At 70.3% G+C, this 24,316-nt stretch carries 25 protein-coding genes and 2 pseudogenes; 11 read left to right on the forward strand and 16 right to left on the reverse strand.

The genetic code is table 11. The features are described 5' to 3' along the window. Nucleotides 1-124 precede the first annotated feature (124 nt). Nucleotides 125-844 carry an SDR family NAD(P)-dependent oxidoreductase gene (locus MXD62_RS05255; RefSeq protein ID WP_248828301.1) on the forward strand — a complete coding sequence of 240 codons (720 nt, stop codon included), beginning with the start codon at nt 125-127 and terminating at the stop codon, nt 842-844. A 198-nt stretch (nt 845-1,042) separates the two neighbouring features. Here the strand turns inward: MXD62_RS05255 and MXD62_RS05260 are convergent, their stop codons facing one another. Continuing rightward, nucleotides 1,043-2,443 (reverse strand): phenylacetate--CoA ligase family protein, encoded by a 1,401-nt coding sequence (locus MXD62_RS05260; RefSeq protein WP_248828302.1) that lies wholly within the window; start codon nt 2,441-2,443, stop codon nt 1,043-1,045. Nucleotides 2,444-2,761: 318 nt separating this feature from the next. Continuing rightward, complete coding sequence (locus MXD62_RS05265; protein ID WP_248828303.1) at nt 2,762-3,676, reverse strand: AraC family transcriptional regulator; 915 nt, start codon at nt 3,674-3,676, stop codon at nt 2,762-2,764. A gap of 130 nt (nt 3,677-3,806) precedes the next feature. Between MXD62_RS05265 and MXD62_RS05270 the strand changes: the two genes are divergently transcribed. Continuing rightward, entirely contained in the window at nt 3,807-4,829 is a 1,023-nt protein-coding gene (locus MXD62_RS05270) for a saccharopine dehydrogenase NADP-binding domain-containing protein (RefSeq protein ID WP_248828304.1), read from the forward strand. Between the two features lie 224 nt (nt 4,830-5,053). On the opposite strand, the gene MXD62_RS05275 is transcribed toward MXD62_RS05270, so the two are convergent. Further along, the gene (locus MXD62_RS05275; protein WP_248828305.1) at nt 5,054-5,758 is read right to left on the reverse strand and encodes a hypothetical protein; all 705 of its coding nucleotides are present in this window, start codon (nt 5,756-5,758) and stop codon (nt 5,054-5,056) included. Between the two features lie 288 nt (nt 5,759-6,046). Here MXD62_RS05275 and MXD62_RS05280 point away from each other — a divergent pair, with 288 nt between their 5' ends. Beyond that, a complete protein-coding gene (locus MXD62_RS05280) occupies nt 6,047-8,101 on the forward strand; it encodes a histidine kinase (protein ID WP_248828306.1) in 2,055 nt (684 codons plus the stop codon). A gap of 23 nt (nt 8,102-8,124) precedes the next feature. Further along, a complete protein-coding gene (locus tag MXD62_RS05285) occupies nt 8,125-8,766 on the forward strand; it encodes a response regulator transcription factor (protein WP_248828385.1) in 642 nt (213 codons plus the stop codon). Nucleotides 8,767-8,849: 83 nt separating this feature from the next. Here the strand turns inward: MXD62_RS05285 and MXD62_RS05290 are convergent, their stop codons facing one another. Beyond that, nucleotides 8,850-9,683 carry a helix-turn-helix transcriptional regulator gene (locus MXD62_RS05290; protein WP_248828307.1) on the reverse strand — a complete coding sequence of 278 codons (834 nt, stop codon included), beginning with the start codon at nt 9,681-9,683 and terminating at the stop codon, nt 8,850-8,852. A 110-nt stretch (nt 9,684-9,793) separates the two neighbouring features. Here MXD62_RS05290 and MXD62_RS05295 point away from each other — a divergent pair, with 110 nt between their 5' ends. After that, the gene (locus tag MXD62_RS05295; protein WP_248828308.1) at nt 9,794-10,525 is read left to right on the forward strand and encodes a dienelactone hydrolase family protein; all 732 of its coding nucleotides are present in this window, start codon (nt 9,794-9,796) and stop codon (nt 10,523-10,525) included. A gap of 22 nt (nt 10,526-10,547) precedes the next feature. On the opposite strand, the gene MXD62_RS05300 is transcribed toward MXD62_RS05295, so the two are convergent. Next, nucleotides 10,548-11,171, reverse strand: a complete 624-nt coding sequence (locus MXD62_RS05300) for a TetR/AcrR family transcriptional regulator (protein WP_248828309.1) — start codon at nt 11,169-11,171, stop codon at nt 10,548-10,550. 87 nt (nt 11,172-11,258) lie between these two features. Here MXD62_RS05300 and MXD62_RS05305 point away from each other — a divergent pair, with 87 nt between their 5' ends. Next, nucleotides 11,259-12,026: an SDR family oxidoreductase gene (locus MXD62_RS05305; protein ID WP_248828310.1), complete on the forward strand. Its 768-nt coding sequence runs from the start codon at nt 11,259-11,261 to the stop codon at nt 12,024-12,026. 213 nt (nt 12,027-12,239) lie between these two features. Here the strand turns inward: MXD62_RS05305 and MXD62_RS05310 are convergent, their stop codons facing one another. The 4 genes from MXD62_RS05310 to MXD62_RS05325 form a co-directional block, all read right to left on the reverse strand. Beyond that, nucleotides 12,240-13,130, reverse strand: a complete 891-nt coding sequence (locus tag MXD62_RS05310) for a MerR family transcriptional regulator (protein WP_248828311.1) — start codon at nt 13,128-13,130, stop codon at nt 12,240-12,242. A 129-nt stretch (nt 13,131-13,259) separates the two neighbouring features. Beyond that, complete coding sequence (locus tag MXD62_RS05315; RefSeq protein ID WP_112106466.1) at nt 13,260-13,571, reverse strand: MazF family transcriptional regulator; 312 nt, start codon at nt 13,569-13,571, stop codon at nt 13,260-13,262. After that, nucleotides 13,568-13,828, reverse strand: coding sequence for a toxin-antitoxin system HicB family antitoxin (locus tag MXD62_RS05320; RefSeq protein ID WP_248828312.1), 261 nt, complete (start codon nt 13,826-13,828; stop codon nt 13,568-13,570). The genes MXD62_RS05315 and MXD62_RS05320 overlap by 4 nt, the downstream gene beginning before the upstream one ends. A gap of 119 nt (nt 13,829-13,947) precedes the next feature. Next, a complete protein-coding gene (locus tag MXD62_RS05325) occupies nt 13,948-15,141 on the reverse strand; it encodes an epoxide hydrolase family protein (RefSeq protein ID WP_248828313.1) in 1,194 nt (397 codons plus the stop codon). 151 nt (nt 15,142-15,292) lie between these two features. Between MXD62_RS05325 and MXD62_RS05330 the strand changes: the two genes are divergently transcribed. Next, nucleotides 15,293-15,916 carry a CGNR zinc finger domain-containing protein gene (locus tag MXD62_RS05330; protein WP_248828314.1) on the forward strand — a complete coding sequence of 208 codons (624 nt, stop codon included), beginning with the start codon at nt 15,293-15,295 and terminating at the stop codon, nt 15,914-15,916. 157 nt (nt 15,917-16,073) lie between these two features. Here the strand turns inward: MXD62_RS05330 and MXD62_RS05335 are convergent, their stop codons facing one another. The 3 genes from MXD62_RS05335 to MXD62_RS05345 form a co-directional block, all read right to left on the reverse strand. After that, nucleotides 16,074-16,244, reverse strand: a complete 171-nt coding sequence (locus MXD62_RS05335; RefSeq protein ID WP_248828315.1) for a hypothetical protein — start codon at nt 16,242-16,244, stop codon at nt 16,074-16,076. A 67-nt stretch (nt 16,245-16,311) separates the two neighbouring features. Further along, nucleotides 16,312-16,788, reverse strand: a complete 477-nt coding sequence (locus MXD62_RS05340; RefSeq protein ID WP_248828316.1) for an SRPBCC domain-containing protein — start codon at nt 16,786-16,788, stop codon at nt 16,312-16,314. Beyond that, the gene (locus tag MXD62_RS05345; protein WP_248828317.1) at nt 16,785-17,123 is read right to left on the reverse strand and encodes a metalloregulator ArsR/SmtB family transcription factor; all 339 of its coding nucleotides are present in this window, start codon (nt 17,121-17,123) and stop codon (nt 16,785-16,787) included. The genes MXD62_RS05340 and MXD62_RS05345 overlap by 4 nt, the downstream gene beginning before the upstream one ends. A gap of 261 nt (nt 17,124-17,384) precedes the next feature. Between MXD62_RS05345 and MXD62_RS05350 the strand changes: the two are divergent. The 3 genes and pseudogenes from MXD62_RS05350 to MXD62_RS05360 form a co-directional block, all read left to right on the forward strand. Beyond that, nucleotides 17,385-17,591 (forward strand): annotated as a pseudogene (locus MXD62_RS05350) (SDR family NAD(P)-dependent oxidoreductase); the annotation flags it as partial. A 127-nt stretch (nt 17,592-17,718) separates the two neighbouring features. Beyond that, nucleotides 17,719-18,147 (forward strand): hypothetical protein, encoded by a 429-nt coding sequence (locus MXD62_RS05355; RefSeq protein WP_248828395.1) that lies wholly within the window; start codon nt 17,719-17,721, stop codon nt 18,145-18,147. 113 nt (nt 18,148-18,260) lie between these two features. Further along, the gene (locus MXD62_RS05360; RefSeq protein WP_248828386.1) at nt 18,261-19,073 is read left to right on the forward strand and encodes a DUF3592 domain-containing protein; all 813 of its coding nucleotides are present in this window, start codon (nt 18,261-18,263) and stop codon (nt 19,071-19,073) included. 269 nt (nt 19,074-19,342) lie between these two features. Here MXD62_RS05360 and MXD62_RS05365 read toward each other — a convergent pair whose 3' ends face one another. Beyond that, on the reverse strand, nt 19,343-20,572 hold the full coding sequence (locus MXD62_RS05365) for a sigma-70 family RNA polymerase sigma factor (RefSeq protein ID WP_248828318.1): 1,230 nt from the start codon (nt 20,570-20,572) through the stop codon (nt 19,343-19,345). Further along, nucleotides 20,569-20,937 (reverse strand): YciI family protein, encoded by a 369-nt coding sequence (locus MXD62_RS05370; protein ID WP_368862315.1) that lies wholly within the window; start codon nt 20,935-20,937, stop codon nt 20,569-20,571. Before MXD62_RS05370 ends, MXD62_RS05365 begins: the two co-directional genes overlap by 4 nt. Nucleotides 20,938-21,141: 204 nt before the next feature. Between MXD62_RS05370 and MXD62_RS40060 the strand changes: the two are divergent. Next, nucleotides 21,142-21,785, forward strand: a pseudogene (locus MXD62_RS40060) (dihydrofolate reductase family protein). A gap of 258 nt (nt 21,786-22,043) precedes the next feature. Here the strand turns inward: MXD62_RS40060 and MXD62_RS05385 are convergent. Together MXD62_RS05385 and MXD62_RS05390 are read right to left on the reverse strand one after the other, a co-directional pair. Continuing rightward, nucleotides 22,044-23,072 carry a hypothetical protein gene (locus MXD62_RS05385; RefSeq protein WP_248828322.1) on the reverse strand — a complete coding sequence of 343 codons (1,029 nt, stop codon included), beginning with the start codon at nt 23,070-23,072 and terminating at the stop codon, nt 22,044-22,046. Between the two features lie 546 nt (nt 23,073-23,618). Next, on the reverse strand, nt 23,619-24,287 hold the full coding sequence (locus MXD62_RS05390; protein ID WP_248828323.1) for a response regulator transcription factor: 669 nt from the start codon (nt 24,285-24,287) through the stop codon (nt 23,619-23,621). Nucleotides 24,288-24,316 lie beyond the last annotated feature (29 nt).

Below are 24,316 nucleotides of genomic sequence, written 5' to 3' on the forward strand. Positions count from 1 at the left end.
GATGGGTGTGCGGCATGCCGGATCGTGAGATGAACGGACAAGATTCTGAGACTAACTGTCATCGATTGACGACCTCATGCGCCATACGGTTGCCCTGCCCAACATTTCGACCGGAAGGCGACCCGTGAACGTCAAAGACAGCATCGCCCTGGTGACCGGCGCGAACCGGGGCCTCGGCGCCCGCCTGGTCGACCAGCTTCTCGACGCTGGCGCCAGCAAGGTCTACGCCACCGCCCGGGACCCCCGTGGCATCGCCTCGACCGTGAGCGGCGACGCGCGGGTGAGCGTCCTCGCCCTGGATGTCACCGACCAGTCGAGCGTGGACGCCGCGGCCAAAGTCGCGACCGACGTCACCTTGCTGGTCAACAATGCCGGGGTGCTCGGGTTCGGCAGCGCCCTCGAGGGTGATCTGGATCTGTTCCAGCGTGACACGTTGACGAACCAGATCGGCCTGCTGCGGGTGAGCCGGGCCTTCATCCCGATCCTGACGGCGAACGCGCCCGGCGCGATCGTCAACGTGCTGACCCTGATCGCGCTGGCGCCGGTGGTGGGAATGGCGGGATACTGCGCGTCGAAGGCCGCTGCGCATTCGATCACCCAGTCCTTGCGGGCGGAGCTACGCGACAACGACATCGAGGTCGTCGGGGCCTACCCCGGCGGCATCGACACCGACATGCTTGCCGGAGTCGATGCCGAGAAGGCCGCCCCCGAGGTCGTCGCCGAACGGATCGTCGCCGGCGTCGTCGCCGGACAGACGGTCATCTGGCCCGATGACGCCTCCGCCGGCGCGAGCTCGGTCTACCTCGGTGACCCGATGGGTCTCGAACGGGTGCTCGCGGGCTGACCGATGCCGCCCAGTGGTCCCACCGCGACGGCCGTCACCCGGGTACCGGGCCGGTCTTCGTAACCGGCCAGAGTGCGCCCCGACCGGCCGTGACTGTTCGAGCCGCGCCGCGCCGCGGCTCCCCGACCCGCGGCGGTGGCGCCAATCCTTGTTCTTCGCCCGCCCTGATGTCGATCTTGACGTCGAGGCGTAAAGCGGCTAGCCACTCAGCGCGATGAACCGCTTGAGCTTGCCTGTCGAGGCGTGCCGGGGGATCCGCTCGACGACGCTTACGCTGATGTCGGGATTCGTAAGTCCATACGGCCGTAGCGAGAAGGCCAGCGCCGTGGCTACCGCGGCGGCGTCGGGTGACCCGACCACGAGCACGTCCGCCCCGCCCGTGGTCTGACGCACCTGATACTCCGAGATCAGCGGGTCGGTACCCAGCACGTACCGGAACGCGCTCGCCGGGACCATTCGCCGCCCGTAGCGGAAGTCGTCGTCACGCCGACCGACGATGTCGGCGACGCGCGGCATCGAACTGCCACATGCGCAGCGGCCGGGCAGCAGCGTGATCTCGTCACCGAGGTCATAGCGAACAAACGGGAACGTGCGCCCCGCGAGCCCGGTCGCGAGCGTGCGTGCCGCCGGCTCATCGGGAGCGACCGGGCGCCCGGCCGCATCGACCCGCTCGAGGATCACCTCGTCCTCACAGATGTGAAGGCCGTCGCCGTGGCCGCAGCCGACCGCCTGGACGCCGATCTCGGTCGAGCCCCACAGGTTGTGGACGGGGACGTCCCAGGCGGTGTCGATCGCGTGGCGGTCCTGCGCGCTGAGCGGCTCGGAGTTGGTGCTCACCCGAACCGGCCGGATATCGAGCTCTCCCACGATCGCTGCCCGGGCGAGGCGGCCGATCACCGAGGCGTAGCCCACGAGATGGGTCGGCCGCGCGTCCGCCACCGCGTGCAGCACCTGGTCGAACGGCGCCCCCGCCGGGATCACGAAGGTCTGCGTCGACGGCCCGGTCGCGACGTCGAACAACGGTGTGCTGGCGTGTGGCGGCTCGCCGGCCTCCACCACGGCCAGTCGCGTCGGGCGGCCGGCCGAGCCGGAAGCGCGCTCGTCACGCGCCTGCCATCGCCAGGCGAGACAGGCGAGCGTGACGAACTGCTCCCAGCCCCATACGTAGACGCCGCGCACACCGCTTGAGCCGCCCGAACTGAATACCTGGAGTCCCGCGGGCGTGTAGGAGAACCAGCCCTGCCGGGCCAGCACCCGCTCGGCGCCCGCACGGTCGATATCAGGCGTGGTGACGATCCTGTCCCATTCGTCCTGGACATCCTGCTTGACCATGGCTGGCAGCCGCGCGAGGTCGCCGGCCGTCGCCGTGGCCGGGTCGATGTCGGCCATCCGGGCCGCGTGGAACGGCGAGCGCTCGCGCGCGAACCCCAGCAACGACCGGAGTCGTTCGGTGCGGTAACGCGCGATTCGCTGGCGCGGCCACGCCAGCCGCGTCACATGGTCCTCGAGCGCGGCCTGCACAGCGCTCAGGTGCGCTGCGCGCAGACGCTGGTAGGCCGCCTTGGGGTCCTCCCGGGACACGCACACAGTGTCGGCCACGGCCCGCGGTCACGCCAGCCGCGAAGCGCCCTCCCTCCGTTGCCTCTCCGCAGCCACCCGGCTGGTGTATGCCGCCTCGGCGACCGGAATCGCCGCTTTGTACCACTCCGCCGGACCGCGACATCCTCTCAACGCCGCCCTTCGGCAGGTGCTGCTGGCGCTACTGATCGCGATGGTGCTGGACCAGCAAGGTTCGGGAAGAACGAGCATGCCGCCAGCGGCCGTCTGAACGGTCCGACCTCCGACGGCGGCGCCGCTGTGCATGGCTACCGGGAAAGTCGCGGTGTTCCGCGGCGACGCCTGGCGGGCCCGCTCCCGTCAGCTGCCCGTGTCCTCCGGTTGCCGCCGGAAGAAACCCGGCGCGACACCGAACTCGCGTTTGAAGGTCTTGGCGAAGGCGAACTCTGACGAGTAGCCGCAGCGTCTGGCCACGCTGGACAGAGAGGCGTCGGTCTCCCGCAGCAGCCTCGCGGCCACAGTCATCCGCCACCAGGTCAGGTACGCCATCGGCGGTCTGCCGACGAGTGTGGTGAACCGCTGCGCGAACACCGTTCGGGACAGTCCGGCCCGCGCGCCGAGCTCACGCACGGTCCACGACGCTTCCGGTTGGGCGTGCATCGCGTGTAACGCCGCGCTGATCGCGGGATCCGTCAGCGCCGCGGGCCAGCCGGTCGACGAGCCGGTCGACTGATCGTCGAACCAGGTGCGCAGCATGTAGAGCAGCAGCAGGTCCAACAGCGCGGACACACTCGCGGTCGCGCCCATGCCCGGCGCGGCGAGTTCGGCACCCAGCAGGTCTATCGCGGCTCGCAGCCGCGGGTGGTGCCCGACCCGGGCGGGCAGGTGAATGACATCGGGCAGCTCCGCCAGCAGCGGGTGCGGGCGGGACCGGTCGAGTACATAGGCGCCACAGAGCAGCTCGGCGACGATGCGACCGGTGTCCGGCTCGTCCTCGGGCACGCGGGGACCAATCCGGAAATCAGTGAGCGGGCTGTCGGGATCATCGGCAAGGACATGCCCTGATTCGTGAGGCAGCAGCACGATGTCGCCGGTGGAGAGCCGGACTGGTTCGGTGCCCTCCGGCAGCAGCCAGCAGGTGCCGACAAGCACGATGTGGAACCCCGCGCCCTCGGTCGGAGGGAAACGCACACCCCAGCGCGTCGGCAGCCGGCTGATGTTCGAATGCGGACGGCCGCTGCGCATCATCGTGACCGCGTCGCTCAGCACGTCCATGAGCGAAGCCTACTTCGCGTCCAGGGTCGAACGATCAGGCATGAGAACGGGACGCCTCGACATGGATCGTCCGCGATGGCCAGCCATACGGTCGATCTCGGCAACAGCGCCGAGCATCTCGGGAGACCACATGAAGATCGCACTCAATGGTGCGAGCGGATACACCGGCCGTCTCGCGGCCGCGGAACTCGCCCGCCGCGGCATCGACGCGGTGCTCGTCGGCCGCGACTCCGAGCGGCTGCGCGCGGCCTCGGCCCGCACCGGATTCGAGGTCCGGATCGCCGACATCCGCGACCAGGACACACTGGAGGTCGCGTTCAGAGGCGTGGACGCGGTTGTCAACGCAGCCGGACCGTTCGCCAGACTCGGCTCTCCGGTCGTGCGCGCCGCGATCGCCGCGGAAGCACACTACGTCGACACCGCTGGAGAGCAGCAGTACATCAAGAATGTTTTCGACACCTTCGCCGACGCCGCCACCCACGCGGGGGTAACGGTCGTGCCGGCGATGGCCGACGACGGCGGCGCGGGCGATTTCATCAGCCATCTCCTGGGAGAGGCCACCGGGGCAGCGGACGTGATGACGGTCGCCGTCTGGTACCGCGGCGGCATCCTCAGCCGCGGAACGCTGCGGTCACTCGACCCGGACCTGCTGTTCGGCGGCGCGCTGCGCTACGAGAACGGCGGCTGGACGAGCTACGGGGAGGCAAGCCACCTGAGCTGGCGTTTCCCGGACGAGCAAGAGGTCGTGGAGGTGAGCAAGGCGGCCCTCCCGCCGGTCGCGACCGTGCCGAGACATGTGTCGGTCGAGCGCATGGAGGGCCTCCTCGGCGGTTCGTTCGACCGGCTCAAGAGTGGGATCGACGCCGCGGTCATCGATTCACTCCCGGAAGGACCCGACGACGAGCAACGGCGGCAGGCGAGATGGACGATCTCCGTCGAGGCGGCCACGGCGGGTGGACGCACCGCGCGTGGCGAGGTCGAGGGCACGGACGGGTACGGGAAGACCGCGGTGATCGCCGTGGAAGCCGCGCGGAGACTGGTGGCAGATGGAGCGAAGGCCGGTGTTCTGGCGCCGTCACAGGCATTCGACCCGGAGTCGTTCCTGGGATTCCTGTCCGGGCACGGCGTGCGCTGGCAGATCACCCAAGGCTGAGTCAATGCGATGACCGGCGCATTCGCTGGGGCGGGACTCCACCTGAGCCAGGTCGCCGAGGCGGACAAACTACTGACCGCGAACACGAACGCGCCGCCGGCTTGCTGGACCTGCCAGCTGACCGGCGGCGTTGTCGTGACGCGACCGCGATCGGCGACCCGGTACCCGCTTCCGAGTCGGTGGCGACTCAGGGATCCGGACCCGAGTACCTGTCGGGAATCGCGCTAGGCCTTGGCGGTACCCAGGATCCCGTGCTTGCCGAGGCTGAGCCCGGCGAACGCGACGATCAGCCAGATCGGCCCGACGATGCCCGGGAAGCCGGCGATCGACAGCACACCCGACATGAACAGCACCGCGACCGGCGGGATCAGGCTGACCAGACCCAGCCACCGCGACACGAGGCGGTCGCGCAGGCTCAGCCAGGCGACCGCGCCGGCGGCCACGACGACTCCGAGATAGCCGATGAACGGGCCGAAGTCGTTGAGCATGAAGTAGACGAACTGCCCGTCCGTGGTGAAGCCGTTCTCGTTGATCCCGCCCGGCATGTACAGCGCCAGCGCCAGCTTCCAGCCGTAGCCCAGGCTCAGCGCCGCGGCGGACGCGGTGAGCCCGTCGGCGACCACCCGGGCGGCCACGGCGCCGCGCGTCGTGGTCAGCGCCTTCGTGCGCCAGGACGCGGCCAGCACCAGCAGGAGCGCGACGGTCGCGTAGCCGAGCGCGCCACCGAGCTGGAGCTGCCCTCGGGAGAGCTCGGCGATCGCCTCCGGCCCGACCCGGTCACTGCCGACGTTCGGGCTGGTGAACATCGTCGCGACGATGCCGAGCACCCCGGCGCCGACACCGAGCCACGTCCACCGCGCTCGGGCGGGCGCGCTGGCGGCGCCGCCGTTCGCGTAGCGGCGGGTGATCGGCGCTGTCGTGGTTGTCATGGTGTTCCGTCCCCTCCTCGTACCGGCGGCCCGATCGCCGCCGGCGTTGTGAGGACCACCCTCGGGCGCCCGGCGTCCCGTAAACGAGGGACAGCCGCCCCGTTCCTCGGACGCGCGCGCGACACCGCGTCGATGGGACGCGCGCCCGACATCGCGCACCACACCGCGCCAAGCTGGCTCGATCCTGGGTGCATGGGGGCATCTGCGCCGGTACCCGGCACCTGGGATGACGTGGCACCAAACCCGGCGGCGCCCGCGCTCCGGCCCCCGCCCGCGCCCGCGGTCACGATGACGACCGGAGTCGTCGCGGCCTCGGTGCTCGTGGTCGGCCTGGCGCTGTTGTCGGTCTTCTGCTCGGCCGGCGCACTGCTGCTGCACCAGTACGTCACGGCCCGGACGGCCCAGCACGTCGCACTGGACCCCGCGGATCTGGTCCTCGCCGTCGCGTTCCCGCTGGTCGCCGCCCTGGTGCTCGTCTACCAGCCGCGTAACCGGGTCGGATGGCTGCTGCTGACGACCGCGCTGACCGGCCCGTACCTGCTGGCCTCCCAGTACGCGGCCCTCGCCCTGCTGCCAGGCGAGCAGGGGCTGCCCGCTCAGGACGCGGCCACCTGGTTCGCGGTCTGGGGCTACGTTCCGTACTTCGTGCTGTGGGGGCTGGTGCCCGCGCTGTTCCCCGACGGGCGACTGCCCTCCAGGCGGTGGCGCGTTCCCGTCGCCGCCACCGCCGTGGCCATCGGATGTCATCTGATCGCCCGGATGCTCAGCCCGACGCGGCTGGACGTGTCCACGGCGTTGCGGAACCCCTACGGTCTGGAGGCCGCGACCTGGCTGCGCTATGTCACCATGGTCACCGCCCTGGCCGTCATCTTCGGCGGAGGGCTGCTCGGGCTCATGGCGGTCGTGACGCGGCTGCGCCGGTCCACCGGCGTCGAGCGGGCCCGACTGCAGTGGCTGGTTCTCGGGGTCGCCTGCCTGGTCGGCGCGACCCTGCTGGGTGCGCTCCCGCACGGGCCGGACGCGCAGGCCACGGGCCTGGGCATGGGCACCGGGATGGTGCTGCTGGTCGCCGCCATCGGCGTCGGAGCCGTCCGCCATCGGCTGTTCGACATCGGGACGGCGCTCAGCCGGACCCTGGTGTACGGCCTGCTCACCGCGTTCCTGGTGCTGGCGTATGCCGCGACCGTCGCCGGCGCGGGCGCGCTGGTGCCGGGGCGGCGCATCGCCTACGGCGTGCTCGCGGTCGCGGCACTGGTCGCGGCGGCGGCCCGTGACCAGCTGCAAAGGCTCGTCGACCGGCTGCTGTTCGGCGCGACCCGCGACCCGTACGCGGTGCTCGCCGTCCTGCGCGGCCGGCCCGACCTGGCCACCGGGCCGATGGACGCGCTCTCACAGCTCGCGGACGGGGTGCGGGAGGCTCTGAAAGTGCCCTACGTAGCAGTCGAAAGCAGTGACGAACGCCTGGCGACGATCGAGTCCGGGACGTCCGTCGGCTGGCTCGAGCGGCTGCCGGTGCCCGCCAGGACCGGAAGCGGGCGAGCCGGCACCCTGCTCGTGGGCCGCCGCCACCCGGCGGACCAGTTCACCGAGCCGGAACGGGCGATGTTCGACGACATCGCCCGGCGGGCCGGTGACCTGCTTGACGCGGCGAGTACGCAGCATGACCTGCGGCGCAGCCGGGAGCGGCTGGTCGCCGCGCGCGAGGAGGAACGCCGCAGGCTGCGCCGCGACCTGCACGACGGCGTCGGCCCCCAGCTCGCCGCGATGGCGATGCAGCTCGACGGCATCGTCGAGGGCCTGGCGGAACGGGCCGACCCCGCGGCGGAGCGCGCCGCCCTGGTCCGCGACCGGCTGCGCGGCACCGTGCGCGAGATCCGGCACATCGTCGAGGACCTGCGCCCGCCCGCGCTCGACGAGGGCGGGCTGGCTGTCGCCCTGGCGCAGGCCGTCGCACCGTTCGCGCCGGTCGTGACCCTGGACGCGCCCGCTGAGCTGGGGGAGCTCGCATTGCCGGCGGCGACCGAGGTGGCGGCGTACCGGATCGTCGCGGAGGCGGCGACGAACGCGGTCCGCCACTCGGGCTGCGAGAGGTGCGTCGTCCAGGTCCGGGCCGAGCCACCGTGGCTGATGGTCGAGGTGGCCGACGACGGCGGTGGCCTGGCTGCCGACGCGGTCCCGGGAGTCGGCCTGCGCAGCATCCGGGAGCGGGCGAGCGAGGTGGGCGGCCGCCTGGAGGTCCTGGACGTCCGATCCACCGGCGGGACCACGACCACGACCGGGGCCGGGGCCGGCGGCACGCTGGTGCGGGCGCGGCTCCCGCTGCGGGAAGGCGGATCGGTGTGACCACTGTGGGAAGTCGGGTCGGTGTGACGTCCCTGCGGGTCGTGATCGCCGATGATCACGAGCTGTTTCGGGACGGGCTGCGCGGTCTGCTGGTCGAGCTGGGCGCGACCGTGGTCGCCGAGACCGCGGACGGCAACGCCGCGCTGGCGGCGGTACTGCTGCACCGGCCCGACGTGGTGCTCATGGACCTGCGCATGCCGGGCCTGGGCGGCATCGAGGCCACCGCGCGCATCGGCGAGCAGGTGCCCGGGACCGCGGTCCTGGTCCTGACCATGAGCGAGGACACCGCTTCGCTGCAGGCGGCTCTTCAGGCGGGGGCACGCGGCTACCTGTTGAAGGAGTCGTCGAAGGCGGACGTCGCGCGAGCGTTGGCGGCCGTCGCGCGAGGTGAGCTGGTCATCGGACCGGGGATCGCCGACAAGGTGCGGCACGCCGTCGGCGGGCTCTCGCCCCGGCTGTTTCCCCAGCTGACGGAGGCCGAGGTCCGGGTGCTGGACCTCGTCGCGGACGGCCTCGCCAACGGGCAGATCGCCGCCCGGCTGCTCCTCTCCGAGAAGACGGTGCGCAACCGGATCTCGACGATCCTCACCAAGCTCGGGGCGGTGACCCGTACCGAGGTGGTCCTGCGGGCCCGCGACGCCGGCTTCGGATCCGGCCCGTCATGACCGTGGCGCGCGTTCACCGGACGCGAGTTCACCGAACAGGCAGGAGGCCGTGACACCGCCGTCCATGAGGACGCCGCTCCCGGCTACACCGTCGGCCCGTCGGTCCGCACGGTGTAGGTGACCAGGGTCTGCTCCGGGTGATCGGCGACCCTCAGCACGACGTGGGTGAACTCCACCGGGCCGAGACGTGGATGGCGCAGCCTCTTCACCCCGCTGCCGCCGATCGACACGACGTCGTGGTTCGGCCACCACTGCCTGACGTGCGGGCTGTCGCGCAGAAGCTCGGCGATGAGCGCGGCGACGCTCGGCTCGGTCGTGTACGCCGCGGTCGCGAGGCGGAAGCGTCCGAGCATGGCCCGTGCCTCGCGCTCCCAGTCGAGGTAGACCTGCCTGGCCTGATCATCGGTGAACATCCACCGCACCAGGTTCCTGTCCGCCGGCGACCGTGCCTCCCAGTCGGTGAACAGCTCGCGAGCCGCCGAGTTCGCGGCCAGCACATCCCAGCGGCGCCCCTTCACGATGGTCGGATGGGGGGCGAGGCGCTGGACCAGATCGGCCACCTCGACGGCCACCACCTCGGCCGGCGGCTCCGACCGCCCGTCGGGCGCGGGACGTGACGCGAGGTGGCCGGGGCGGCCGTAGGCCAACACGTCCAGGTACTGGCGTTCCGCGGCGTCCAGGAGGAGCGCTGTGGCGAGCGCGTCGAGAACCTGGGAGGACGGGCGGACGTGGCGGCCCTGCTCGAGGAACGTGTAGTAGGTGGGCGACAGGTTCGCGAGCAGGGCGACCTCCTCGCGGCGCAGCCCGGGAGTGCGCCGCCGGGCCCCCGGCGGGAGGCCCACGGCCGCGGGGGTGAGCCGGGCACGTCGGGAACGGAGCAGCTCGCCCAGCGCGGCCGGATCCCCATCAGGTCCCATGCCCTACCAGCCTAGTCATTACCAGGTTAGATCATTACCAGCCTGGTAATGCCCGTACCAGTATGAGCGTGCTGTGGTCCCGTCTCCTCCGGAGCTGAAGACTGGTCCGCATGAACGTTGTCGGGCAGTGGATCGAGATACCGGTGGAAGACGGAACCACAATGGCCGCGTACTGCGCTCGGCCGGCCGGAGATTTCTCCCCGGTCGGTGTGATCGTGGCGCACGAGTTGTTCGGCGTGACCCCAGAGATCCGTTCGGTCGTGGACGAGATCGCGGCCGCGGGACACCTGGTGACGGCGCCGGAGTTCTACCATCGGGACGCTGAGAAGGGGCGGTTCCTCTCCCGTGACGACGCCGGGCGCACCGAGGGTTTCGCCCTGCTCCACAACATGACCCGGGCCGGGGCGGTCGCCGATGTGCGGGCCGCCGTCTCGGCGCTCACCGATCGGTACGCGGTCCGCGAGGCCGCGGTGGTCGGCTTCAGCGCCGGTGGGCACCTGGCCTATCTCGCCGCGGCCACGCTGCCGATCGCCCGTACGGCCGTCCTGTACGGCGGCTGGCTCCCGAGCACCGATATTCCACTCAGTCAGCCGGAACCCACGCTGGAGCTGACCCGGGGAATCAGCGGAGAGTTGCTGTTCGTCGTCGGAGAAAAAGATTTTCTGATCGACTCGGATCAGGTCGAAAAGATTTCCTCGGAACTGCGCACCGCCGGGGTCCGGCACGAGGTCGTGGTCTATCCGGAGGTTCAGCACGCCTTCTTCTGGCCCGACACCCCGGCCTTCGACCAGGCGGCCCGGGACGACGCCATGAAGAGGGTCCTCGCGCTGCTCTCCCGGTAGCCGGGTCTCCCGATAATCGGAGTCAGGGCGTGGCCGTCTCCGCCGGCCACGCGGCCCGCGCCACGTCGACGACGGCGAGCAGGTCCGTCGCGTCGGCGCCGTCGCGTGCCTGCTGCGACATGCCCTGTAGTACGGCGCCCACGTACCGGGCGAGCGCGTCGGCGCGGGTCGCGGCGGGCAGCACCCCGGCGGCGATGTCGGCCGCGATCCGCTCGCGCAACGCCGCGGTGTTCGCCTCCCGACGCTCCCGCAGCAGCGCCTCGACGTCGGCCGACGCGGTGCCGCAGTTCACCGCGGCGCTCAGGATGAGACATCCGCGCGGGCGGTCGGGCCGGGTGTACTCGATCGCCGCGGCCCGCAGCGCGCGGTGGATCCCGCGGCCCACCGTCTCCTCCGCCGCCAGCGCCCGGTCGAAGAAGGCGCCGTAGGAGCCGGCGTACGTGTCGACCACCTCGCGGAACAGGGCGCGTTTGTCCCCGAAGGCCGCGTACAGGCTCGGCGCGGCGATGCCCATCCGCGCGGTGAGCTCCGCCATCGAGACGGCGTCGAACCCGCGCTGCCAGAACTCGAACATCGCCAGCTCGAGCGCCCGCGCCCGGTCGAACGTGCGGCGTCTGCCGGGGCGGGGGGAGTCTGCCGTCGCCATTGACGCATTCTATAGCGATCGCTAAAGTTCACCCCGAGATCTTTAATGATCGTTAAAGATCTAACCCGCGACGGAAGAGGGAACGCGATGGCACGTCTCGACGGCAGGACCGCGCTGGTCACGGGGGCCAGCCGGGGTATCGGACGGACGATCGCGCAACGCCTGGCGGCCGACGGCGCCCTGGTCGCCGTGCACTACGGCAGGGACGAGGCCGCGGCGAAGGAGACGGTCCTGCGCATCGTCGGGGCGGGTGGCCGGGCCTTCACCGTCCGGGCCGACCTCGAGCCGCCGGACGCCGCGCGCGCCCTCTGGGCGGCCTTCGACGCCGGGCTGGCCGAGATCCACGTGGAGCCCGGGGTGGACATACTGGTCAACAACGCCGGCATCTCGTCCTCCGGCGACCTCGCCGGCACCGCCGTGGCGGAGTTCGACCGTGTCTTCGCGGTCAACGCCCGGGCGCCCTTCTTCGTCATCCAGGAAGCGCTGCCGCGGCTGCGTGCCGGCGGGCGGATCATCAACATCTCCTCGGGAGTCACCCGGATCGCCGCCCCGGAGATGCTGACGTACGCGATGAGCAAGGGCGCGCTGAACACGCTCAGTCACAGCCTGGCGAAGGGGCTCGGCGCGCGTGGGATCACGGTCAACGCGGTCTCGCCCGGCATCGTCGACGTGGACAGCAACGCGAGGTGGCTGCGCGACGACCCCGAGCAGGTCGCGCTGTGGAGCTCCTTCTCCGCCCTCGACCGGATCGGGCAGCCCGCCGACATCGCCGACGTGGTGGCGTTCATCGCCTCCGACGAAGCCCGCTGGATCACCGGCCAGGTCATCGACGCCACCGGCGGGGCGAACCTCTGACGCCCACGCCGCCCCCGGCTCCGGACGGCCGCCCCAGGCCGCCCCCGGAGACGGGTCCTGGGCGGCGTCCGCGCCCTGACCGTGCTGGTCAGGACGCGGACGGGGGGGCGAACGCGGTGTCGAACGCGGTGTCCCGCGCCGCCGTCTCCCGGCAGCCGCGGCGGGACCCGCCCTGGACGGACGCTCGGGCGCGGGAGCTGGGAACGCGGGATGTCAGGCGTGGGCGCGCAGCGCCCGGGCGTACCACTCCCAGGTGTCGACGATGTCCTCGGGCGCCTGGCTGGGAGCCCAGCCGTTGATGATGCCGACGAGGGTCCAGTAACGGCCGACCCGGCGGTCGGTGAAGGCCTCTATGCGTTCGGCCCTGCGCGCGCGGTCCTCCGCGGGGCCCGGGCTGAGGGCGTCGAGGCGCTCGATCACAGCCAGGGCGTCAGCGGAAGCGGGGTCGACCCCGGCCCGGGCGGCGGGTCCGGCGAGTTCGCCGACAGCCTTGCCGACCTCGAACTGCGCCACATCCGGCTCCGGCCCTTCGGCGCGGGCGCGCTCGGCCATCCGGCGGCTGGTGGCGACGAAGTCGGGGTCACGCAGCAGCTCGGCGATCTCCACCCAGGCCGCGACCTGTTCCGGGGTCGGGTCCTCGGGGAGCTCGGGCGCGCCCATGGCCAGCCTGTCGGCGACAGCGCTGGGGTTGTCGCCGAAGACGGCGTCGAGATAGTCGTCGACGATCCGGCGGCGTTGCTCGGCTGTCAGCTTCGTCAGGTCGGTCATCCGTCGCAGCTCCTCGGGGTCGGTGGATCCGATGAAGGCGCGCAGCACCGCGCGCTGCAGCCGCAGCACGCGGATCTGGGCGTCGAGGGCGCGTACGTGCTCGGCGGCCACCTCATCCAGCGATGTCTCGGCGCTGAGCACCCGCTTGATGTCGTCCAGCCCGACGCCGAGCTCGCGCAGGGTGCGGATGAGCCGCGCCCGGGCCACGGCGTCGGGCCCGAACAGCCGGTAGCCCGACGCCGTGCGTTCCCGCGCGGGCAACACCCCGGCATCGGCGTAGAACCGCAACGTCCGTACCGGCAGTCCGGTGCTCGCCGCGAGCTGGCCGATCATCATGGAGCCGATCCTCGGGTCTCCACCTACTGGAGAGTCAACCGCCTCCACCCGGCCGCGGCCCCCGGGCGACGGCGAGCGTCCACACGCGGTCGCCGGACTCCGCATCCTTCGGAAAGAGCGAGTGAGACGTCAGCGTTCGGGCGTGGCCAGGATCTTGAAAAGCATGGTGTTGGCGTTGGTGAGCGTCTGGACGTCGACCCGGCGCAGGCACTCATCCAGAGCGGCCTTGGCCACAAACGTGACCAGGCCCATCACAGCCCACTGGCCCTCGCCGAGCCTGACGCAGAATCCCTCGTCGGTGGCATGTTCCACCACCAGTGCGACCAGCACGGTCGGCTCATCGACGATCTCGTTGTAGACCGTGGAGCTGATGACCAGCACCGCCTGGGGGGTCGGCCCGGTGCGGGTGGTCCAGATCTCGCCGCGCCGCGGCGATCTCATTCGGCGGTGCCCGCCAGGTTGGGCAGCCCGGCCGTCCTGAGTGCCTGCTGGTTGGCCTCACCGAAGGCGAGGGCCGCGCGGGCGACTGTCGGGCTCGCCCGCACCCAGGTGGCGTGGGCGGCACAGCGTCGGCGCATGTCCTCGGCGTCGAGCACGCCCTCGACCCAGGCGTTCATCGAAGTGCCCTCGGCCTCGGCATACCGCTTGACCGCTTCGTAGGCCTCGTCCGAAAGCCGAAGCGTGATCGTCCGCGTCATGCACAAGATGCTAGCAAGATCTGACAGCAGAGCCTGCGGCAGGCTGGAACGCGTGGCCGCAGTGCCGCGACGAGTGGAGATCGGCCACTGAAACTCGCGGGGCGGGGGCGGTCAGCGGATCATGTGCTGCTGCTTTCCGTCGCCCGGATGAACCCGGTGAGGTCTGCCGCGAAGACGTCGGGAGCCTCCAGACTCGGGAAGTGCCCACCGCGGGGCGGTTCGGTGAAGCACGTCAGGTTGCGTGAACGTGCGACGAAGCTGGCCGGCGGAGTCACGACCCGCGGGTCGGGGAAGGCCGCGAACGCGGAGGCCACCTCGATGACGCGGCCGGGCGGAAGCGTGATCGGGTCGGAGAGGAACTCCGCGTAGGCCACCAGCGAACTGGCGACACTGTCCGAGACGAGATAGATCATGATCTCGGTAATGATGTCGTCCAGGGTCAGCGCGGGGCCGTCGCTGGTGCCGTTCTGATCGCTCCACAGGTGGAACTTCTCCAGCACCCACGCGGCGAAGCCGGCCGGGCTGTCCGCCAGGGCTGGTGCCAGTGTGAGCGGCGCTGTCGCCTGCAGGAGGAAGTAGGCGCCCAGAGGGCCGGTGTTCAGGTTGTGTTCCCGCTGAACGAACAGGATCTCGTCCGCCGTTGGATCCTCGACGCCGGTCAGGCCGCTTCCCAGCGGCGCTCCGTCGTGGCGGACGCCGAGGAGAGTGGTGTGTAGCCCGGAGCAGTGGTCCGGATGGTCGAAAGCCATCCACTCGGCGATCGGCGCACCCTGGTCCCCGCCGTGGACGTAGTACCTGGCCTCCCCGAGGACCTCGGTCAGCAGCCTGTGAAAGAGGTGTCCGGCAGACCGGACGCCGATCGGGGCCGAGGCGGGCGGGGAGAAGCCGTAGCCGGGCAGCGACGGGACAACGACGGTCAGCCCGTCCTCCGGATCGCCGCCGGCGGTTTCCGGATGCGCGAGCCTGCTGATGACCGCGCGGAACGTTGCGAACGATGTCGGCCATCCGTGCAGCAGCAGCACCGTCGGGGGCGCGGTTCCGGAACCGGGCTCGCGTAGAAGGTGCACCTCGACACCGTCGACGGCGGCGGTGAACTGCTCGAAGGCGTTGAGCTCGCGCTCGTGGCGGCGCCAGTCGTAGTCGGTGAGCCAGTACCGCGTGAGTTCCTCGAGCGCCGTCGGGTCGGTGCCGCACCGCCAGCCAGGCCGCCTCGGCAGGGCCACTGGATCGAATGCGGTGAGTCGCTGGCGGATCTGCTCCAGTGTGTCGTCCGGCGTGTTGATCCGGAACGGCGTCACCCGTCCGGCCTCCACGCCCGATGTCCGTCCGGCCCGCTCTCCAGTCTGCATCTGCCCTGCCCGATCCCTTCCACGTGGCGATCCTCAGATCGCCGCCCTGTCACGGTGACACTAGTTATACAGTTTAATGGTGTCGCCTGCTGGTGGGTGGTTCACTGGTGAGGACATGGACCCCGCGGACGCCTGGTCGGCGCACTACGATGCGCCGCCATCGCTGCGTGTGCTGGGGGCGTTCCTCAACTCCGTGGACGAGCGGACCTTCGGTGCCCACCATCCACACGAGCAGTTCACGGCTCCCGAGGCACTGAGCCGCTGGCTCACCGCTCACGGCCTGGCGAGGGAAGGGACGTCCGCGGGTCAGGCCGAGTTCGCGGACGCACTGCGCCTGCGCGCAACGCTGCGCGAAGCCGCGGCGGCCAACCAGCGGACTGGGCGACCGTCGCCGGAGACTGTCGATCTGGGCGACGTGGCCAGTCGCCTCACGCTGCGGGTCCGGGTGGGCCCGGGTGGCGTCGAACTCGAGCCCGCAGGAGGCAGCGAGGTCGCCCGGGCGCTGGCGCGGCTCGCGGCTGTCGCGGTCCTGGCAACGGCGGACGGCACCTGGCAGCGCGTGAAGATGTGCGCGGCGCCGGACTGCCGGGTTGTCTTCTATGACGGATCGAAGCCCCGGACCGGGCGCTGGTGCGCGACCGCCGTCTGCGGCAACCGGGTCAAGACCCGCCGCTACCGGCAGCGCGTCAGCGGAGCCCCCACCGACACCGACACCGACTCCGCTGCTCGACCGGGCTGACCCCCACGGTCACGTCAGCCGACGGACACCGAGGCCCTGGCGGGCCGGGCTACCTGGCCGGATCCAGTGTCTTCCCGGGACGAGCACCCCGAGGCCGAGCAACGCGCTCCGCTCGTCGAAGAACACCAGACGGAGCTGATCCGACCATTGGTGATCGTCAGGATGTCGGTGGCGAGGATGGAACCGGTTCGGGATGCCGGCGCAGCGGGAGCAGTACCTCGTCGCGGTAGCGTGCACTGTCGGCCAGGTGCAGGCACAACTCGCGCAGCCAGTCGGCCTCGGCCCGCTCACGACGGCGCGGGGACGGCAGCGACGCCTGCCGCCTCACTCCCGCCGGCCTCGACCTCACTCCCGCCCTGGACGAACAACCACCGCGTGGTCGGTGAGGACGATCCTCATCCCGCGTCCTGGCTTTCGGCGACCGCGGCGAGTTGCTTGGTGACCGAGCCCCAGCCTTCGAGGAAGCCGAGTTCCTCGTGCCGGGCTCGGGCGGCGAGATCACCATGGCGGACGATGATCCGGTAGTCCGTGCCATCTGGATGATCGCTCAGGATGATCTCGGCGGTCATGGCGACCGGGGCAGGGTTCGCGGGGCGCCAGGCGCTGTCGATCGCGTTCGTGAACACGATCCGCTCGAGCTCGTCGACGACGAGGAAGCTTGCGTCCATGTGCGGGACGAACTCCGCCCCGTCGTCGCTCAGGCGGGTCACGAACGCGCCGCCGGGCCGGACGTCCAGGTGGTCGACGCGACACAAAGCCGGAGCCGGTACCCACCACCTCTCGAAGCGGGACGGGTCGGTCCACGCACTCCACACGGCGGCGCGGGGGGCACGAATGATCCGCTCCAGAGTGAGGTCCAGGTCGGGATTCATTGGTGGTTCCCCTTCGGATCGGTGAGGAGGCGTTCGAGGCGATCGGAGCGCGCTTCCCAGATCTGGTGCTGTTCGGCGAGCCAGCCGTCGACGAGCGCGAGGCGCTCGCGGTTGAGCACGCAGGTGCGCACCCGGCCCGACTTGACCGTGTGGATCAGCCCGTTCGACTCGAGGGTCCGTACGTGCTTCATGAACGAGGGAAGGGTCATCGGAAACTCGCGGGCGAGATCGCCGACGCTCGTCGGACCGCGGCCGAGGCGTCGGATGACGCCGCGCCGGGTCGGGTCGGCCAGGGCGACGAACACGCCGTCGAGCTGCGCCGAATACTGTGCCATGCGGCTAAGTGTTGCTCGCCGGGACACTTAGCGCAAGGGCAAAGTATTGAAGGTGCCCCGAACGGCGCCACGCATGTCGAGGTGGGCCAGCCAGGGACAGCGCGTGGAGGAGTGGCTCGCGAACCCGCGAGGCGCTGGAACCTCACTTTGAGGACGAGCCGGTTCCGACGACCCTCCGACGACCCCCGCTGACGGGCCGATCATCGCGCCTGTGGGCACTCGTCTCGGGCGGCGCGTCTCCGCGGAAGGAGAAGCCGGCACATGGCTACGGCAGTGATCACCGGCGGCACCGACGGCATCGGCAGAGCGCTCGCCGAGGCGTACCTCCGCCGCGGGTTCGAGGTGCTCGCCGTCGGGCGCGACGAGCGGAAAGGCAGGGCGTTCGCCGGCGCCGGCGAACGAGCGCGGTTCATCAGCGCCGACCTGAGCGGGGTGGCCGAGAACCGCCGTCTGGCCGAACACATCTCCCAGCACTACCCGGTTCTCGACGTTCTGGTGCTCGGCGCGCGGTACCACCGGTCGAACCGTGTCCTGACCGCGGACGGGTTCGAGAGCAACTTCGCGCTGTTCTACCTCAGCAGGTTCCTGCTCAGCCATGGCCGGTGCGCTGAGCCGCGCCGAGAACCCGGTCGTGCTCAACTTCGGGGGCGCCGGGCAGACCGGGCCGGTCCGGTGGGACGACATCCAGCTGGAACGCGGCTGTCACGGCGTCGGGGCGATGGGTCATGCCGGCCGGCTCAACGACCTGCTCGGCGTCGACTTCGTGGACACCTACGCCGACACCGGCATCCGGTACGTTCTGAATCACCCGGGCGTGGTCGTCACGAGTTTCGCAGGGGAGTACGACCCGGTGACCGCCGCACAGGTCGACCGGCTGCGGGTGGTCGGGAAGCCGGTCGCGACCGCCGTCCTGGAAGGCCGCCGAGTGTCGCTGGAGCCGGGGCCGTGGGATCTCGGCGATGCCCGTCGCCTCCACGACCTCACTCGTGGCCTGCTGGCACAGTTCGACCGCCGCACGGCCTGAGATTCGGATCCGAGCCGAGCACCCGACCGGCAGGGCGGCTGCCGTCCCGCCGCCGTCCGTGTCTCTACGAGGGCGTATACGACGTCGGCGTCCTGTCCGGGGAAGAGACCTTCATGACTACCTGGAGAGAGGCGAAGGACATGCCGGACGGCCCGTCGAAGATCTCCTCCCGGGGGCGGGGGCCTGACCGCGTCTTTACGGGTAGGGCCGACGTCTTCTGGAAGACGCTGGTCGCTGGCCTGGTCCTTCTCGCCGTCGCGGGATACTTCTTCCACTCGAACGTCACTTTCTCGAAGCATGGAGTCGTGGCCACTGCCGAGGTACTGGACGCCGGCGGTCCGCACGAGCGGCCGACGGCACGTTTCGTCACCCGCGCGGGCAGGGAGATTGTCACGAAAATCAGCACTGACGGGGGGGACCTGCGAGCCGGGGAAAGCCTGACAGTGGAGTACGACGAGCGTGATCCGACCCGGGCACGTGAGCTTGACCGTTCATGGAACTGGGGTCTTCCGATCGGCCTGACCACAGTCGGACTGGCGATGCCCGCCGTCGCCGGCTGGATTCTCCTCCGCCGTCGCCGGGAATATCCCGGATGGGACGCCCTGTCGTCGTCCGAGATAGCCGAGATCTTCGGGGCACTCTCGGTGCCGTGGTGGCCTGCCGCGCCGTCACCAGCTACCGCCGACGGATCGCGGGAGCATGAGGAAGGCCGGGTCCTCATGCTGCGTCAGGACCAGCAGGCGATCCACCGGGCGCTACCGGGCTGGGATCTGCGCGCGGTGGGAGCCGGAAGTGATCAGGGCCGCTGGCGGGCCGGTCAACGGCTCAGTACGGCGGTCGAGGAGGTGTGGTGCCGGCGTGGCCGAGGCGAACCGTGGCGGGTGCGGGTCAGCCTGCTGGAACAACCGCCGCCTCTGACCACCTGAGTCGCCCCCTAAGTCAGATCGACGAGGCGGACGAACTGCTGACGAACGATCCGTTGGCGCTGTTGGTCGGGATGGCGCTGGACCAGCGGGTTTCGGAAAGAACGAACGCGCTGCTGGCCGCGCGACAGGAACGGCTGACGGTGCGGCGGGGCTGACGCCCCCGCCCTCGACCGGTCATGTGTCGTCGCTGAAATCCAGGTTGGGCAGGGCGGACCCGAACACCAACGCGGCCGCACAGACACCTGCGGAGTCCCTGGGGGGTCCATGCGTCACGCGTGTGCGCCGGACAGGCGGCGTAGGCGGTGCCTGAGGTGGTGTTGCTCCGCGAGATTGACCGTGGCGGCGATGGCTCGTCGGTAGGCCCTGGCCGCGTCGTCCGGTCTGTCGGCCTGCTCCAGGAGGTGGGCGCGTACGGCGTTGAGACGGGGAAGGCCAGGGTGGTCGGCTTCCAGCGCGTTGATCTGGGCGAGGGCGACGTCGATGCCGTCGACCATGGCCTGGGCGACGATCCGGTTGAGGGTGATCGTGGGGTTCCGATGACCGGTCACGATCTCGAGGAGCCGGTAGAGCGCGAGGATCTCGTCCCAGTCGGTTGTCGCGATGTCGGGGGCTTCGGCGTGCAGAGCCGCGATGCAGGCCTGGAGCAGGTAAGGGCCGGGTTCGGCGCCCGGGGTGGCCTGTTCGACGAGCTTGATCCCTTCGTCGATCAGCTCCCGGTCCCACAACGCGCGGTCCTGCTCGTCGAGCGAGGTGAGACGCCCGTCCGGCCCCACCCGGGCCGGGTGACGGGCCTCGGTGAGCAGCATCAGCGCGAGAAGCCCGGTGACCTCGGTGGACTCGGGGACGCTGCGACGAAGGAGCCGGGTCAGGTGAATCGCTTCGACGGCGAGATCCGCGTCGCGGGGAGGCGCGCCGGCGGTTGTGTGGTGCGCCTCAGCGAACATCACGTAGAGCACGCCGAGGACGGCGGTGACGCACTCGCCTGCCTGCCCGGGTGGCGGTAGCGGCCGGCCGAGCTCGCAGAGGCGACGCTTGGCCCGGGTGATCCGCTGGGCGATGGTGCGTTCGGGGACCTGGTAGACGTTGGCGATCTGGGCGGTGGTCAGCCCGGCGACCGCCCGGAGGGTCAGTGCGACCTGTCCGGAGCGTGGCAGGTCGGGGTGGCAGCACAGCTGCAGCACCAGCAGCGAGTCGTCCCGCTGGACGGCCTCCGGCGCCACCGGGGGCTGCAGCAACGCGGCGCGGGTCTCGCGGTGCCGGCGCCGGGCGTCACTGCGGGCGCGGTCGGCATACCGGCGGCGGGCGGTCGCGATCAGCCAGCCCAGCGGGTCGTCGGGAAACCGCGCCGGCCACTGTTGGTACGCCTGCAGGAGCGCATCCTGGACGGCGTCCTCGCACAGGTCGAACTGGGCGCTGCCATAGCTGCGCAGCAACCGGGCGAGGGCCTGTCGCGCGAGCTCGCGCCACCGGCCCTCGCCGAGGGGTTCAGCTGGGATCATCCCGCTCCGAGGTCGGCGAACATCACCGGCCGAAGCTCGAGGGCGAGGCCGGGGATGCTGGCATCGGGTATCTGCCGGGCCAGCTCCACCGCCCGGGCCTCGTCCTCGACGTCGAGGAGATAGAAGCCGCCCATGAACTCCTTGCTCTCGACGAACGGGCCGTCCGTCACCTCGGGCTGGCCCCCGGAGCTGCGAATGACCTTCGACTGGCTGGGGTCGGCGAGGGCCTGAGCCGCGATGAACTCACCGCGCTCCTTGGTGGTGGTGATGAACGCGCCGTGTCCCTCCTGGATCTGCCGCTGCTGGTCGTCGGTGAGCTGTTCCAGCACAGCCGGGTCGACCTGCATGATGATCAGATACTTCACGGTCTCCTCCTTGGCGAAGCAGCCACCCGCGCGGCGGCTCACCAGGTGGTCGTCGCCGACAGTGCTCCCGCGACACTACGCAGCCAGGAATCTTCGCCACGGCAGCCAGGAATCTCCGCCGTCGTTGTCGCGCGGGGCGTGTCGGCGACGACCACCTGGCATGCGGCCGCGACAGGCGAGCCGCCCACGTTCAGGAGGTAGGCCATGACACAGCGGGTCCGGGTCCACTGCTTCAGCGTCAGCCAGGACGGGATCGGAGCGGGCGAGGAGCAAAGCTTCGAACGCCCGTTCGGCCAGGTGGACCCTGGTGACCTGTTCGCCTGGGCCGGTGCCACGGACAGCTGGGTTCACCGCACCGATCCCGGCGGCACCCGAGGGCTCGACGACTACGTCGTACGTGACTTCACCCGCGACATCGGCGCCGAGATCATGGGGCGCAACAAGTTCGGTCCGATCCGCGGCCCCTGGCCGGGCCACGAGTGGCAGGGCTGGTGGGGAGACGAGCCCCCTTCCACACGCCGGTCTTCGTGCTCACGCATCACGTTCGGCCGTCGTTCACCCTGAGCGACACGACCTTCCACTTCCTCGACGCGACGCCGCACGAAGCACTGAAGCAGGCGAAGGCCGCCGCCGACGGCCGGGACGTGCGCATCGGCGGTGGCGTCACGACCATCCGCGAGTTCCTCGACGCGGACCTGATCGACGAGATGCACATCGCCGTCGGCCCGCATGAACTCGGCAGTGGTCTCCGTCTCTGGGACAACCCGGACGAGCTGACCGACCGCTACCACCTGGAACGCGTACCAAGCCCGAGCGGTGTCGTGCACCACTTCTTCTGGCGGAGATAGGCACGCGGCAACAGACACCGGCTGGGGAGCGACCACCGTGAGTCCGGAAGCCGCTCGTGGTCCGCATCGAGGACTGCGCACGTCGGTCTGCTGGGGCAGGTGGTCTCGGTGGACCTGTCCGGTCTCGACCGGACCGGGGAGCTGTCAGCGGCTCCCCGGCCCGGTCGCCGCACCGTTCCACCGTTCGAGTCCACCGTTCGAGTCAGCTTCGCGGCGGCATCGCGGTAGCGAGGAATGTCCGGACTGCTGATACCGGGTCTACAGGTACGGAACCCGCTCCCAGCTCAGGACGTGCGCCGCGCCGGGACGGTTGACGGTGACCTTGAGCCAGTCGGCGTTGTTGTTCGATCCGTCGACGGTGACGCGGTGGAGGTTGTCCGCCGACCCGGTGATGCCGTAGGTGGTGAGCCAGGGCGATCCAGCGGCCACCGGCTGGTCGCTGTGGTAGATGTGGCTGTCACCGTTGAACAGGTAGACCTCTCCCTGGAACGAGCTGGACTCGTCCACGATGGCCTGAACCAGCGGCTTGAACGCCGAGATGTCGCTCCATGCCGGGGTGTACGTCGGGTCGAACATGTCTGCCTGTATGAACAGTGCGACAGCCCGGTCGTGACGCTGACGTGCGTCGGTGAAGCTGTTGTGGACGACCGTGATCGCGTTGGCCATCCGGGCTGTCTCCTCGGCCACCTGCTCCGGAGTGGCCGCCGTCCGCCCGATGCCGGTCCACGGCTGTAGATCGTCGTTGCTGCCGGTCACATGCAACATCGCGAAGTCGACGCCCTGCTGGCGAAGTTGCACGTTCTCCGGGAATCCGGCAGCGGCCTGGCTGCTGACGGTGATCGGCTTCTGGCCGAGCGTGGTCCCCGGGTTGGGAAAGAACACCGACCTGTCGTAGGCGAGCCGCTCCAGCGGGTTGTACCCGCCGTTGTTCGCCCGGTGACAGTCGGTCCACTCGTTGTCGCCGGGGCTGTAGATCAGTGGGCCGGTGAAAAGATCGAAGTCTGCCTTGATCTGACGGTAGTAGCCGTCGTCGCAGCGGGTCGAACCGTTCTTGATGTCGCCGACATGGAACGTCATTTCCGGCTTGGCTGCGTTGATCTGGCCGATCCAGCCCGGAAACGCGGCGAGCTGGTCACTGCCGTACGGAATGTCGCCGATGACAGCGAACGAGAAATGTCCCGGCTTCTCCTGGCCCGGCGGAGTGTCTCCCGCGAGCGCGGCTGTCGCCGGCAGAGCGACTCCGGTGACAGCAAGAACCATCGCCGTCACGAGGCGTTTCACACGCATCGAACCCCCCAATTCCTTCCATGGTTCAGAGGGAAAGAAGAGTGTCAACTCATTGCGCCAAGCAAGTGAACGCAGGCTGGCGCCAAGATGAAGTCTCGCCGGCGTGCTGCGGTGAGAAGTCGCTGGTCAGGCGTCCGCGCAGGGTCGCCACTCTTCCGTGACCGACTGGAAACAGCAAGTATCGTCGGGGTACGTTCAGGTATCGAGGTGATCTGACGGGCGGCGCGACGGCCCTTGCTCCGAGGCAGGCCACGGTGATGCCGCGGGCGGTTCACCTCGCGAAGAGCGGCCTTCGTTATCGCGGGAAGGGCGGGTTTCTGGGAGACCAGGTCGACGCTGCATACATACGCGAGCCAGCCTGTGGGGAACGCGGTTCCGAGAGCTTGAAATACATCCACACCGACCTGGCAGCAGCTGACCTTCCGAACGGGTAGAGCTGGCGCCCCTGCGGGCGTGGTCGGCCGACATTCGTGCCCTCTTCCGACCGCGTACCGCCGCGGCCCGGCTCACGGCGGAGCACAGCCAGGCCGAGCGGATTTGGACGGGTCAGGCGGGCTCGCCGGCGACGACGACGCCGTTCTCGTACGCGAGCACTACGGCCTGGACCCGGTCTCGTAGTCCTAGCTTGGCGAAGATGGCACCCACGTGGCTCTTCACCGTCGCCTCAGTCACGACGAGACGCTCGGCTATCTCGGTGTTCGACAGGCCGCGGGCGACCAGTACCAGCACCTCGCGCTCGCGTGGCGTCAGTTCGTCGAGCAGGCCGGGTGGCGTCGGCGGGCGGGTACGGGCTGTGAAGGTCTCGACCAGCCGCCTGGTGATGGCGGGCGAAAGCAGCACGTCGCCGGCGTGCAGGACGTGGATCGCTTCGATCAGGCGCTCGCGGGAGGCGTCCTTGAGCAGGAATCCGGCCGCTCCGGCGCGCAGCGCGCCGAACACGTACTCGTCCAGGTCGAAGGTGGTGAGGATGAGCACGCGCGGGGGCGGGGTGAGCCCGCCGCCGGTCAGGCGGGCGGTGGTCTCGACGCCATCCATGCGCGGCATGCGAATGTCGAGCAGGACGACGTCGGGTCGCAGTTCCTCGGCGCGTGCGAGTGCTTCCTGGCCGTCCGCGGCCTCGCCGACCACCTCGAAGTCGTCCAGGGCCTCGAGTATCAGCCGCAGGCCGGTCCGGATCAGTTCCTGGTCGTCCACGATCAGCAAGCGGATACTCATCCGATTCTCGCTCTCGTGAGTGTCGCCGC

The organism is Frankia sp. Mgl5 (assembly GCF_023242985.1).
GTDB classification, from domain to species: domain Bacteria; phylum Actinomycetota; class Actinomycetes; order Frankiales; family Frankiaceae; genus Parafrankia; species Parafrankia soli.